This window comes from Streptomyces rapamycinicus NRRL 5491, assembly GCF_024298965.1.
GTDB lineage: Bacteria > Actinomycetota > Actinomycetes > Streptomycetales > Streptomycetaceae > Streptomyces > Streptomyces rapamycinicus.
Genome location: NZ_CP085193.1, coordinates 1,643,890 through 1,656,563, shown reverse-complemented (window position 1 = coordinate 1,656,563; position 12,674 = coordinate 1,643,890). Strand labels below are relative to the sequence as shown.

The window sequence follows — 12,674 nt, the reverse complement described above, 5'->3', positions numbered from 1 at the left end:
ACGGTGACCCGCCCGGCGACCGGGGCCGCTCCCCTTTTCGCACCGTGAAATGAAAAGCGTTGCCGCATTCATAAAGCCCATTCGCCGCGGGGGTCAGAGTTTATTGATAACCGTGTCCATTGCAGCCTTTGGTGAATTCCCCTCGGGCCTGTTTCAATTGCGCTGTTCCGAAGACGATCCGAGGAGGAGCCGGTGGGAGCTCATGCGCACGGACCCGACGAGGGGCACGGCGGGCACGGCCACGGCGGCCACACCCACGGGGTGGCGGAGAACGCCGACCGCCGGTGGCTGACCCTCGCCCTCGCGCTGATCAGCGGCTTCATGGCGGTGGAGGTCATCGCCGGGATTGTCGCCGGCTCCGTGGCGCTGCTGTCCGACGCGGCCCATATGCTCACCGACGCCGCCTCGATCGTTCTCGCGCTCATCGCGATCCGGCTCTCGGCGCGCCCCGCACGTGGCGGATACACCTATGGGCTCAAGCGGTCGGAAATCCTTTCCGCCCAGGCCAATGGGCTTTCCCTGCTGCTGCTCGGCGCCTATCTCGGCTATGAGGGTGTGGGGCGGCTGATCGATCCGCCCGAGGTGACCGGTGGTCTGGTGCTGGTCACCGCGCTGGCCGGTGTGGTCGTGAATCTCGCGGCCGCGTGGTGCATGTCGAAGGCGAACCGCTCCTCGCTCAATGTCGAGGGCGCCTTCCAGCATGTGCTCAACGATCTCTACGCCTTCATCGCCACCGCCATCGCGGGGCTGGTGGTGGTGACGACGGGCTTCGCCCGGGCCGACGCGATCGCCGGTCTGCTGGTGGTGCTCCTCATGATCAAGGCGGGCGTGGAACTGCTGCGGGCCTCCGGGCGGGTGCTGCTGGAGGCCGCCCCCACCGGCGTCGAGCCCGATGAGGTGGGCGCCCGGCTGGTCGCCCATGGGCAGGTGGCCGAGGTGCACGATCTGCATGTCTGGCAGATCACCTCGGGCGAGGTCTCGCTCTCCGCCCATGTCCTGGTGGCGGCGGGCGGCGACTGCCACGCCGTCCGGGAGGACCTGGAGGCGGTGCTGAGCGGCGAGTACGGGATCACCCACACCACGCTGCAGGTGGACCATCTGGACGAGCCCGCCGAGCGGGGACGTGTCGACGGGGAGCACTGTCCGACCGCCCACGGCCCGGTGCACAGGGCCGCGTCGTACGGCCACTGAGCGGGGGCGGTCCGGGCACGGTCGGCGGGGTCCGGGAACCCGCGGGTCGGCCGTGTCAGGCCGCGGCCGGGGCGGCGGTCGGCCTGAGGGCGGCGGTCAGAAGCGTCTTCGCGAGCTGGGCGACCAACGCCTCCAGCGCGAGCTGGGCCAGCTTGACCAGGACGGTCGTGAGAATGTCGGCCATGAGTACCTCACTGGATGGGACACGATCGGAAGCGAGGCTTCCGCTTCCAGTTCCATAGCCTGACCGGGGCCGGAAAGCGGGCGGCGCACATCGGGTGAGCGGTGGGTTAACGGACGGAAAGATCTGGGTGGGAAACGCCCTGGATGTTCCGTTCTGAGGTGGAATCCTCGTGTTCTGTTCCGGGGTGGAATCCTCGGAATCAGACCGCGAGCGGCACCCGCCGGGGGAAGAGCAGTCGCGGCGCGACGGCCGCCCCCACGGTGGCGGCCGAGCAGCCACCGACGATCGACCAGGCCATCGGGCCCAGCGGCGTACAGACGCAGGTCTCCACCGGCCCGGAAGGCAGCGGCGCGGGCCGGGAGGTGGGCGGGTGCGAGCACGCCGGGAGCCCAGCGCCGTCCGCCACCAACTCGGGCTCCCGGCGCTGCCATACGGCCTGCCGGCCGCGGATCTCGGCGAGTTGCAGCACCCGCTGCAGCGCGTCCAGGGCGAGCGGGGCCTCACCCCTGGTCAGGGGCGTGCACCAGGGCGTTCGACACGCCGATCAGGGCGTCGGCGTGGGCACGGCCCAGCCGGGACTCCAGCAGACCGCGCACCCGTGGCTGGAGCTCCGCCATCACGGCCGGGGTCCGCAGCGCGGGGGAGAGGGCGGGCCGTATCGCCACCCGCCGGAACGTGGCCGTCAGCAGGCCCAGGCAGTCGGCGGCGAGCGCGGTCGCGGCCAGCGTCGCCGGAGCGGAGGCGAACGGCGGTTGCGGACGGCTCGCCGGGAAGGCGTCCGCGTCCGTCCCATGGGCCTCCTCGACGCGCTCGACCACCTCCAGCACATCGTTGGGACCGAGTCGGTCCTCGTCGAAGTCGACCAGGACCTGGCCCAGCGCCGCGTTCACCCCGGCCCAGTTGACGCCCGCCACCCGCCGCAGCGCGTCCTCCAGCTCCTTGACCAGCCGCTCGTGGCCCTCGCCGTGGCCGGTCAGCCCGCGTGCCTCCACATGAGCCCGGCCCGCCCGCGCCCACACCGTCCGGCCGGTGCGCCGGTCGCCGGTGTCCCGCAGGACGTCGGCGATGTCCGCGAGCCGCAGCCGCAGGCCGTTCATCGCGCGGGACGGTGCGGAGACGAGGCCGGTGAGCGTCGTGATGGGCGGCACGGGCTGCTCTCCCCTCGGCCCTGGTGTGCCAGGGTCATAAAATCGGTCTATATTGATCTAATTTCGGTATAAAGTAACCAAAAGGGCGTCCGGTAGGAGGAAGGCGTGAGCGCAGCGACCACATGGGCCTCGCCGGAGTCCTGGAATGGCCGATCGCGCTGGGCGTCGGCGTCGGCTACGCCGTGCTGCGCAACCCCCCGCCCGGCGCCGAGACCCCGAACGCGAAGGGCGCCACGCCTGAGCCGAGTGAGCCTGAGCCGAGTGAGCCTCGGCCCGGCAGCCGTCCGAGCCCGGGCGGACAGCCGCCTCAGCCTCACCCTGGGCCCGTGTCACCCCCGTGACGAGCCGTGATCCTCCAGCCTGACCGGCGGCAGGAACTCGCTCAGCAGGGTGCGGTGCCACCAGGCCCCGGTGGCCCGCCGCTCCGCCCGGGTGGTGAAGCGGTAGAGATACAGCCGCGCCCGCAGATGGGTGGGCGGCGTCCCCGGGAACGGATTGGCGCGCAGCAGCCTCACCGTCGCCCGGTCGTTGACCAGCAGCTTGCCGATCAGCGGGGTGAACCAGGACCCGGCGTAGCCCGGTGAGAGCCCCGCGAACCACATCATCCAGTCCAGCCGCAGATGGTACGGGGCGTACTGGCGCGGCAACCGGCGCACATCGCCCGGCTTGCCCCGGAACTCGTAGTCCTGCCAGACCGTGTCCGGGGTCAGGACCGCCTCGTCGGTGCCCTGGATCACCACCTCCTGCCGGCTGCGGTTGACGCTCCCGAACGCCCCGTAGGTGTTGACCAGGTGCACCGGATTGAACGAGAGGTTCATCAGCTGACGCCCCGACAGCAGATTGCGGGCCGGCCAGTAGCTGAGCACCAGCACCAGAGCGGTGGCGGCCAGCACCACCGCCTCGTACCAGACCGGGGGAGCGGCGAGGTCCGGCGGCCCGGGCAGCCCCAGCGCCTCGGCGGCCCGGCGGCCGTCGACCGCCGGGAGCGCCAGCAGGATCGTCAGCCAGTTGAGCCAGGAGAAGTTCCCCGAGGCCACCAGCCACAGCTGGGTGACCACGACGATGCCCGCGGCCACGCTCGCGACCGGCTGCGGGGTGAACAGCACCACGGGCACGATCAGCTGCGCCACATGGTTGGCCGCCACCTCCACGCGGTGCAGCGGTTTCGGCAGATGGTGGAAGTACCAGCTCAGCGGCCCCGGCATCGGCTGGGTCTCATGGTGGTAGTACAGACAGGTCAGGTCCCGCCAGCAGCGGTCCCCACGGATCTTGATCAGCCCGGCGCCGAACTCCACCCGGAACAGCAGCCAGCGCGTCAGCCACAGGATGAGCACGGGCGGCGCGGTGTGCTCATTGCCCAGGAACACGGCGAGGAACCCCGACTCCAGCAGCAGGGACTCCCACCCGAAGCCGTACCACACCTGCCCCACGTTGACGATCGACAGATACAGCAGCCACAGCACCAGCCACGCCGCCATCGCGACCGCCAGCGGCGCCCGGTCCGCCGCCCCCACCAGCAGCGCGGCCGACAGCACGGCCCCCAGCCAGGCACAGCAGACGAAGAACCGGTCGGAGTAGTGCAGCTGGAACAGGCTGGGCGAGCGGCGGAACGGCACCCGGTCCAGGAAGCGCGGCACCGGCGTCAGCCCCCGCTCGCCGAGCAGCGCCCGCCCCTGCCGGGCCGCCACCAGAAAGGCGATCAGATAGACGGCGGCCAGCCCCCGTTGGAAGACCAGCCGGCTCAGCCAGTAGTCGGATGAGGTGAACCACTCCATGGGGACCGCTCCCTGGGCCGGTGCGCCTTCGGCCTGCATATATCCGGTACCACCTCCGACGGGTGCCCGTCATGCGCCGGGTCATACGGCGGACCGGGTTCATTCGGTAGGGGGCCTAGGGGGGTGACGGGTTAGGGGTTATCCGTGCCGTGCCCGGTCCGTAGCGTCGAAGCCCGGCATGGACCCGGAGGGAACCACCCAATGCTTCTTCTCGAGCACCGCCGCACCCCGCGAACAGCGACGACAGCGATGGCACCGGCGACGGCGGCGGTGGCCGCGCGGGCCGGGAGAACCAGATGACCGAGCAGCCGGTCCGGACATCCGGCGGGCGGCCCATCGGGATCCTCGGCACCGGCTCGTATCTGCCCGCCGAGACCGTGTCCGACGCGGTCTGCGGCGGCTTCGTCTTCGCCCTGGTGACGGCGGCCGGGCTGCTGTCCGCCGGGTCCGGCGCCGCCGCCGCGTACGCCCTGGTGATCGGCGCCGATGTCTACTCCCGCATCATCGACCGCACCGACCGGCGCACCGCCGTGCTCTTCGGCGACGGGGCCGGGGCGGTGGTGCTCGGACCCGTGCGACCCGGCTACGGCCTCAGCGGATCGCTGCTCACCAGCGGCGGCGCGCTCCACGAGCTGATCGAGGTGACGGCGGGTGGCAGCCGCTCCCCGGCGTCGGAGAAGACCCTCGCCGACGGGGGCCACTTCTTCCGGATGCGGGGCCGCGCGGTCAGCGAATACGTCCTGGCCGAGCTGGGGCGCGCGATAGGGCGCCTGCTGGCCGCACACCGCACGGACCCCGCGCGCGTCGACCACTTCATCCCCCATCAGGGCAATGGCGTGCTGCTGGCCAAGGCGCTTCCGGATCTCGGACTGCCGCGGGCGCGCACTCATCTGACGGTGGCCGGGCACGGCAACACCAGCGCCGCCTCCATCCCGCTGGCGCTCGACGACGCCCGGCGGCAGGGGGTCTTCGGCGACGGGGAGTCGCTGCTGCTGACCGGTTTCGGCGGCGGGATGTCGCTCGGCGCCGCGCTGCTCACATGGCAGGACGGCCACCGCGGTCCGTGACCAACCCGGGTCACACGGCAGGACGGCCACCGCGGCCCGTGTCCAACCCAAGGTCCAAGCCAGCGAAAGGACTCATCGGCATGGCACAGCGCTTCCCCACCGTCGCGGTGTTCGGGCTCGGCACCACCGGTCGCCACCTCGTGGACGCCCTGGTCCGCGGCGGCCGGCGGGTGATCGCCGTGGAGCGGGACGAACCGGCCCTGCGGCGCGGCCGGGCGGGGGTGGCCGCGCCGGATTCCGCCGTCGAGTTCACCACCGACCCGGCGGCCGCCGCCCGGGCCGATCTGGTGGTCGAGGCGGTCCCGGAACGGCTGGAGACCAAGCGCGGGCTGCTCGCCCGCGCCCACGCCGACTGCCCGCCGGAGACGGTGTTCGCCACCACGACCACCGGACTCCCGGTGACCGAGATCGCCGTCGGCTCCGGGCGGACCGACCGCACGGTGGGGCTGCACCTCTTCCCGCTCGGCCCCGACCGCGAGCAGCCGGCGGTGGAGGTGGTGGGCACCCCGCTCACCGCGGACGCGGTCCTGGCCGACGTCCGGGAGCTGGTCCGCGACCTGGGCCGGATCCCGGTGCGGGTGGCCGACCGGCCGGGCTTCGTCGGGGGCGCGCTCACCATGGCGTACCTCAACAACGCGGTGGCCATGTACGAGCGGCGCTACGCCTCGCGCGACAGCATCGACACCGCCATGACCCTGGGCTGCGGACTGCCGATGGGGCCGCTGGCCCAGCTGGACGCCATGGGCCTGGACACCGCGCGGGACTCTCTGGAGGCGCTGTACGAGCGCACCGGCGATCCGCGGTACGCGCCCGCGCCCACCCTGGCCCATATGGTGTCCGCCGGTCTGCTCGGAGTGAAGGCGGGCCGCGGCTTCTACGAGTACGAGGCCGGGGGCGCGGCGCGGGGCGGGGAGACGGACGGTCTGGGTGAGCCGGTACCGGCCCGTGCGGTGCGGCGGATCGGGGTGGTGGGCTCGGGCACGATGGCCGTCGGGATCGCGGAGGTGTGCGCGCGCTCCGGCTATCCGACGGTGCTGGTGGCCCGGAGCGAGACGCGGGCGGAGGAGGCCACGGCCGCCGTGGAGCGCTCGCTGGAGCGCGGGGTGCGGCGCGGCAAGCTGGCGCCCGAACTGCTCACCGAGGCGATGGGCCGGCTGACCGCCGGCTGTGAACTCCAGGCGCTCGGCGCCTGCGATCTGGTGATCGAGGCCGTGGCGGAGGACATCGACGTCAAGCGGGCCGTCTTCGCCGATCTGGACCGGGTGTGCGCACCGGGCGCGGTGCTCGCCACCTCCACCTCCAGCCTGCCCGTGATCGAGTGCGCGATGGCGACGCGGCGGCCCGAGGACGTCATCGGGATGCACTTCTTCAACCCCGCCCCGGTGATGCGGCTGGTCGAGGTGGTGCACACCGTGCTGACCTCCAAGGAAGCGCTCGGCACGGCGCACGCGGTGGCCGCGGCGCTCGGCAAGCGTGCGGTGGACTGCCCGGACCGGGCCGGTTTCATCGTCAACGCCCTGCTCTTCCCCTATCTGAACAGCGCGGTGACGATGCTCGAGGAGGGCTGGGCCACCGCCGATGACATCGACACGGTGATGGCGGCCGGGCAGGGCTATCCGATGGGCCCGCTGCGCCTGCTGGATGTGATCGGCCTGGATGTCTCGCTCGCCATCCAGCGCACCCTGCACGGCACCTTCCGGGATCCGGCCCTGACCCCGGCCCGTCATCTTCGGCGGCTGGTCGAGGCGGGTCACCTGGGCCGCAAGGGCGGGCGGGGGCTGCACCGCCACGAGCGATGACAATGGGTGTGCGGACGCAGATGCCATTGGAATAGTCCAGCGGCGAGGTGTGTGGCTCCGGAATTCATCGGTACCGGAATAGGTACGCCGGCCCTCTGTCCGCTTTATGGCATGAGAATTCCCGGCGAATCACTTGCGGTTACCAGCGGCAACAGACATAAGAACCGCATTGACGATCAAAACGGGCAAATAAATGTTCGAAGCGATCCCCGGAGTCCTCTCCGTATGACCACTTCGTGCCGGAGTCAAGGATGTCGGAAGCTTTCCCGGGTGCGGCTAGGGGGTCTCGTGTATGCTGGCCCTTCCGAAACAAATGCCCACGTGAACGGGGGTGGCGCAGGTTGTCAGGGTGTCGGTGTACTTCGGCTTCAACGTGCAGCCCCATGTAGGGGCGTCCCGCTCGCATCGCTTTTGCCGGGCGTCGGGCAGTCCGCTCAGAATTGGTAATTCGTTAACGATGATTTTACGTGCGGCGATGGTGGCGTGACCGGTGGGCGTATAGCTTGCTGGGAGGCGTTCGGGCTGCCGTGAGCAGTGCTTCGCGTCGCATTCGGGGGTGCGAGCAATGGTGTTTTCATCGGCCAGAGCCAGACAATTCGACGCGCAATTCGAGAGACTTCGGCGAGCGTTTTCCAGATGTCTGTCCGGAGAGGCGGGCATCGTACTCGTCGAGGGTGCGGTCGGTTGTGGCAAGACCCATACGCTCGAAGCCGTCACGGCCCATGCGGCGAAGGCCGGAGCCCTCGTCCTCAAGGCATACGGAACCTCGGCCGACCGGGCCCCGCTCGGCACACTGCGCCAGCTCCTGGACTCGCCCCGGCTGCCCAAGGCGACCGCCGACCATTTGCGCCGGGCACTCGACCACGGCGCCCTCGACGCCGCACCGCCCCGGGAAACCCCTGGTGGCGACCCCGTCGGCGCGAATCCCACCCATGTCCAGGGAGCCCGGGAGTTCCGCGCCGCCCTCCATGAACTCGCCTCCCGTGAACCGGTGGTGGTCTGCGTCGACGAACTCCAACTCGTCGACGCGGCGTCACTTCAGTACCTGCTGTACCTGGCGACCCGTTCACGCTCCGCCAAACTCCTCATGGTGTTCGCACAGGCGACGGACAGCGAACGACAAGACGCCGTCTTCAATACCGAACTGCTGCGCCAGCCCAATTTCCAGCGGCTGCGACTGGAGCGGCTGTCCTGGGATGAGACGGCACATCTGCTCACCACTCGGCTGGGACTTCCGGATTCCACCGATGTCGCCTACACCTGGTATGAGGTGAGTGGCGGTAATCCGTTGTTGCTACGCGCGGTGATAGACGATTACCGCACCGCGGGAGCGCCGCCACGGCGCAGCCGCGCAGTGGAACCCGTGGTGGGCGACATGTTTGTGCAGGCCGTACTCACCTGCGTCTACCGCAGCGGGCGCACCGTCTCCCGGCTGGCCGAGGGCATCGCGGTGCTCGGGGCGTCCGCCTCCCTCGAACTCCTCGGCCGGCTGCTGCGCGTCGGCCCCGCCGGAACCCGCCGCGGAGTCGCCGCGCTGGACGCGGCGGGCCTCGTCGCCGGTCTGGCCTTCCGCCACCCGTATGTCGAGGCCGCGGTGCTGGAGGACATGGACCCCGAGATCCGGCTGGACATGAACCGGCGCGCCGCCGTCCTCCTGCACCAGGGCGGTGGGGCGACCCTCGCCGTGGCCCGCCATCTGCTCGCCGCGCAGGCCGCCGACGAGCCCTGGGCGGTGCCGCTGCTGCGGGACGCCGCGCAACAGGCGCTCGCCGAGGACGACGCCAAGCTCGCGGTGGCCTGCCTGGAGCTGGCGTACGCGGCCTGCGCGGACGAGGAGCTGCGGGCCGGGATCAGGATCGGCACCGCCGGGATCATGTGGCGGCTCAACCCCTCGGCGTCCGAGCGGATGCTGGAGGAGCCGCTGGCCGCGCTGTACGCCGACCGGCTGCCCGCCTCCCATATCGGGCGGCTGATCGAGCTGTTGCTCGCCCACGGCCGGATCGAGGAGGCGCGCGGCGCCATCGGCCGGCTCAACGCCGTCATGAGCAACGCGGGACCCACGTCGATGTCCCAGTTCCGGCTGACCGCCCGCTGGGCCCAGGAGTCCGGCGCGCAGGACCGGGCCCCCGGAGCCGCGGCGCGCCAGGGCGAGGACGGCGGTGCCTCCCGTACCCAGCTCAGGTCCCGCAGGCCCTCCGCGCTGTCGACGATCACCGCGGCGTTCAGCGGCTTCTTCGGCCGCGGCGGGAGTGAGGAGTCCCCGGTGGCCGCGGCGGAGAAGGTGCTCGAGGTCTCGCCGCTCACCGATGCCACCTTCGAGCCCATCGTCAACTCGGTGAACGCGTTGGTGTACGCGGGCCGCCCGGACAAGGCGGCGCCGTGGTGCGACGCGCTGATGGAGGAGGCCGAGCGGCGCCGGGCGCCGGGCTGGCGGGCCATCTTCGCCTCGATCCGCGCGGAAATCGCCCTGCGGCAGGGCAATCTCGTGGAGTCGGCGGCCTATGCGACCACTGCCCTGGAGATCGTGCCCGGCCGCGACGGAAGCGTCTTCATCGGCGGCCCCCTGGCCAGCCAGATCCTTGCGTACACGGAGATGGGCAAGCACGACGCGGCGGCGCGGCATCTGAGCCGCCCGGTCCCCGAGGCGCTGTTCAAGAGCATCTACGGACTGGGCTACACCCGCGCCCGCGGCCGCTACTACCTGGCCACCAACCGCATCAACGCGGCGCTCGGCGAATTCCTGATGGCCGGCCGGCTCGCCCAGCTGTGGGAGCTCGACCAGCCGGCGCTGCTGCCCTGGCGGTCGGACGCCGCCGAGGCATGGCTGGAGCTCGGCGACCGGGAGAAGGCCGCCAACCTGGTCTCCGAGCAACTGGCCAGGAACGGCGCCGGGGACTCCCGGGTCCGCGGCGTCTCCCTGCGGTTACTGGCCGCGGCGGGAGACATCGAGAACCGCTCCCGGCTGCTCGGCCAGGCCGTCGAGGAGCTGCAGTGCTCCGGCGACCGCCTGGAGCTGGCCCGGGCGCTGGACGATCTGGGACGTACGCTGCGCGGATCCGGGGAGCTGGGGCGGGCCGACGCCATCATGGGCCGGGCCTGGCGGATGGCCAAGGAGTGCGGCGCCGAGGAGCTGTGTGCCCGGATCCGCCTCGACTCCGGTCTGGAGGCCCGCGATCCACGGCCGGTGGTGCGGCCGGTGTCCGGACCGCTCGGCCCGAAACCGGCGGTGCCGCCATCCCTGGGCACCAAGCTCAGTGAATCCGAGGCCCGGGTGGCCGCCCTGGCGGTGGACGGTTATACGAACCGGGAAATAGCCGCCAGCCTGTTCATCACCATCAGTACGGTGGAACAGCATTTGACGCGGGTGTACCGCAAGCTGAATATCAGGAGTCGGCAGCAGCTGCCGACCGCGCTCCGGGCCCAGGTGGACGAAATCGCCTGAGCGAGGACGGGGGGCGATGTCCCGCGGAAGGGGTGGCCGCACGCGGCCACCCCTGTTCCATGCCCACCCCTGATTACCCCCCTATCGCAGCGGCAGACCTGGAGCGCGGGCTGACCGCGTTGATAGCTTCTGGCCGCATGAAGGGCATAGTCCTCGCCGGAGGAAGCGGTACCCGACTGCATCCTTTGACACATGCCGTGTCGAAGCAGATCCTTCCTGTCTACAACAAGCCGATGATCTATTACCCGCTGTCGGTGCTCATGCTCGGCGGCGTCAGGGAAATCCAGATCATCTCGACCCCGCTCCATGTGGAGCTGTTCCGCGCGCTTCTCGGCGACGGCGGCCGACTGGGTCTTTCGATCGAGTACGCCGAGCAGCCCGAGGCCAATGGAATCGCCGAGGCATTCATCATCGGAGCCGAGTTCATCGGCGACGACCAGGTGGCACTGGTCCTCGGCGACAATATCTTCCACGGACCCGGGTTTTCGAAGATGCTGCACCATGAGGCAAGTCATGTCGACGGCTGTGTGCTCTTCGGCTACGGAGTCAAGGACCCCGAGCGCTACGGCGTCGGGGAAATGGATGAGCAGGGCCGGTTGATCTCCCTCGAGGAGAAGCCGGCCGCCCCCAAATCCAATCTGGCCATCACCGGTCTGTATCTCTACGACAACGACGTCGTGGACATCGCCAAGAACGTACGGCCCTCCGCACGCGGCGAACTGGAGATCACCGACGTCAACCGCGTCTATCTGGAACGCGGAAAAGCCAGATTGGTGGGGCTCGGCCGCGGATTCGCCTGGCTGGACACCGGAACCCATGACTCGCTGCTCCAGGCGGGCCAGTATGTGCAGCTTCTGGAACAGCGCCAGGGCGTGCGGATCGCCTGTCTCGAGGAGATAGCCTTCCGCATGGGGTTCATCGACGCCGCCGCCTGCTATGAGCTCGGTGCGGAGCTCAGCAAGACGGACTACGGACAATATCTGATGGATATCGCGGCCAATAACCGCTGAAGGGTTGTCTCCAGTGCGCATAGTTGTGACCGGCGGCGCGGGCTTCATCGGCTCCCACTTCGTCCGGCAGACCTTGACAGGGGCGTACCCGGCCTGGGCGGACGCCCAGGTCGTGGTGGTCGACAAGCTCACCTACGCGGGCAACGAGGCCAACCTGGCCGAGGTCGCCGACAGCCCCCGGCTGCGCTTCGTGCGCGGTGACATCTGCGACGGCGAGCTCGTCGGCGAACTGCTGCGGGACACCGATCTGGTGGTCCACTTCGCCGCGGAATCGCATGTCGACCGCTCGATATCCGGCGCCGAGGAATTCGTGCGCACCAATGTGCTGGGTACCCACACCCTCCTCAACGCGGCCGCGAACGCGGAGGTCGGAAAGTTCGTCCACATCTCCACGGACGAGGTCTACGGCTCCATCGAAAGCGGCTCCTGGAGCGAGGAGGACCCCCTCGAACCCAACTCCCCGTATTCCGCCTCCAAAGCGTCCTCCGATCTCCTGGCCCGGGCCTTCCACCGCACCCATGGACTGCCCGTCTGTGTGACCCGCTGCTCCAACAACTACGGCCCTTACCAGCACCCCGAGAAGGTCATTCCGCTCTTTGTCACCAACCTCATGGACGGAAAACCGGTGCCGCTCTACGGCGACGGCGGGAACGTCCGGGACTGGCTGCACGTGGACGACCACTGCCGCGGTATCGCCCTGGTCGCCGGGAATGGCCGCCCGGGAGAGGTCTACAACATCGGCGGCGGCACCGAGCTGACCAATCTGGAGCTCACGGAACGGCTGCTCGAACTGCTCGGCGCCGACCGGTCCCTGATCGAGCGGGTGCCCGACCGAAAGGGCCATGACCGCCGTTACTCGGTGGACATCGCGAAAATCTCCGCGGAACTCGGCTACCGCCCCGGGATGTCGTTCGAGAACGGCCTCGCGGAAACCGCCAAGTGGTACATGACACACCGCGGTTGGTGGGAACCGCTCAAGAAGATATGACCACCCCTACACCCAGGGTTAGGGGTGGATGCGGTTAGGGGTGGTTGAGTCGACTCCCGCCCCATACCGT

General features: G+C 70.0%; 10 protein-coding genes. 6 read left to right on the top strand and 4 right to left on the bottom strand.

Annotated features, from left to right (window positions below; translation table 11 throughout):
• Nucleotides 1-192: 192 nt before the first annotated feature.
• A complete protein-coding gene (locus LIV37_RS06675) occupies nucleotides 193-1,191 on the top strand; it encodes a cation diffusion facilitator family transporter (protein ID WP_020866336.1) in 999 nt (332 codons plus the stop codon).
• 55 nt (nucleotides 1,192-1,246) lie between these two features.
• Here LIV37_RS06675 and LIV37_RS51700 read toward each other — a convergent pair whose 3' ends face one another.
• From LIV37_RS51700 to LIV37_RS06660, 4 genes are all read right to left on the bottom strand, one after another.
• Nucleotides 1,247-1,375, bottom strand: a complete 129-nt coding sequence (locus LIV37_RS51700; RefSeq protein WP_020866335.1) for a hypothetical protein — start codon at nucleotides 1,373-1,375, stop codon at nucleotides 1,247-1,249.
• Nucleotides 1,376-1,574: 199 nt separating this feature from the next.
• Nucleotides 1,575-1,844 carry a hypothetical protein gene (locus LIV37_RS06670; protein WP_020866334.1) on the bottom strand — a complete coding sequence of 90 codons (270 nt, stop codon included), beginning with the start codon at nucleotides 1,842-1,844 and terminating at the stop codon, nucleotides 1,575-1,577.
• A gap of 31 nt (nucleotides 1,845-1,875) precedes the next feature.
• Nucleotides 1,876-2,523 carry a hypothetical protein gene (locus LIV37_RS06665; protein WP_020866333.1) on the bottom strand — a complete coding sequence of 216 codons (648 nt, stop codon included), beginning with the start codon at nucleotides 2,521-2,523 and terminating at the stop codon, nucleotides 1,876-1,878.
• Between the two features lie 329 nt (nucleotides 2,524-2,852).
• Complete coding sequence (locus LIV37_RS06660) at nucleotides 2,853-4,298, bottom strand: lipase maturation factor family protein (RefSeq protein ID WP_020866332.1); 1,446 nt, start codon at nucleotides 4,296-4,298, stop codon at nucleotides 2,853-2,855.
• A gap of 296 nt (nucleotides 4,299-4,594) precedes the next feature.
• Here LIV37_RS06660 and LIV37_RS06655 point away from each other — a divergent pair, with 296 nt between their 5' ends.
• The 5 genes from LIV37_RS06655 to rfbB all read left to right on the top strand — a co-directional run bounded on the left by LIV37_RS06655 (nucleotide 4,595) and on the right by rfbB (nucleotide 12,604).
• Entirely contained in the window at nucleotides 4,595-5,365 is a 771-nt protein-coding gene (locus LIV37_RS06655) for a 3-oxoacyl-ACP synthase III family protein (protein WP_020866331.1), read from the top strand.
• Nucleotides 5,366-5,445: 80 nt separating this feature from the next.
• Nucleotides 5,446-7,164, top strand: coding sequence for a 3-hydroxyacyl-CoA dehydrogenase family protein (locus LIV37_RS06650; protein ID WP_020866330.1), 1,719 nt, complete (start codon nucleotides 5,446-5,448; stop codon nucleotides 7,162-7,164).
• Between the two features lie 565 nt (nucleotides 7,165-7,729).
• Nucleotides 7,730-10,606, top strand: a complete 2,877-nt coding sequence (locus LIV37_RS06645; RefSeq protein WP_020866329.1) for a helix-turn-helix transcriptional regulator — start codon at nucleotides 7,730-7,732, stop codon at nucleotides 10,604-10,606.
• Nucleotides 10,607-10,743: 137 nt separating this feature from the next.
• Nucleotides 10,744-11,616, top strand: a complete 873-nt coding sequence (gene rfbA, locus LIV37_RS06640; RefSeq protein WP_121825753.1) for a glucose-1-phosphate thymidylyltransferase RfbA — start codon at nucleotides 10,744-10,746, stop codon at nucleotides 11,614-11,616.
• 13 nt (nucleotides 11,617-11,629) lie between these two features.
• Nucleotides 11,630-12,604 carry a dTDP-glucose 4,6-dehydratase gene (gene rfbB, locus LIV37_RS06635; RefSeq protein ID WP_121825754.1) on the top strand — a complete coding sequence of 325 codons (975 nt, stop codon included), beginning with the start codon at nucleotides 11,630-11,632 and terminating at the stop codon, nucleotides 12,602-12,604.
• The last annotated feature ends 70 nt before the right edge of the window (nucleotides 12,605-12,674 follow it).

Excerpts from the sequence above, each read along its gene's own strand:
- LIV37_RS06655 (WP_020866331.1), top strand. The coding sequence starts at position 4,595 with ATGACCGAGCAGCCGGTCCGGACATCCGGCGGGCGGCCCATCGGGATC.
- LIV37_RS06650 (WP_020866330.1), top strand. The coding sequence starts at position 5,446 with ATGGCACAGCGCTTCCCCACCGTCGCGGTGTTCGGGCTCGGCACCACC.
- rfbA (WP_121825753.1), top strand. The coding sequence starts at position 10,744 with ATGAAGGGCATAGTCCTCGCCGGAGGAAGCGGTACCCGACTGCATCCT.
- LIV37_RS06645 (WP_020866329.1), top strand. The coding sequence starts at position 7,730 with ATGGTGTTTTCATCGGCCAGAGCCAGACAATTCGACGCGCAATTCGAG.
- LIV37_RS51700 (WP_020866335.1), bottom strand. The coding sequence starts at position 1,375 with ATGGCCGACATTCTCACGACCGTCCTGGTCAAGCTGGCCCAGCTCGCG.
- LIV37_RS06660 (WP_020866332.1), bottom strand. The coding sequence starts at position 4,298 with ATGGAGTGGTTCACCTCATCCGACTACTGGCTGAGCCGGCTGGTCTTC.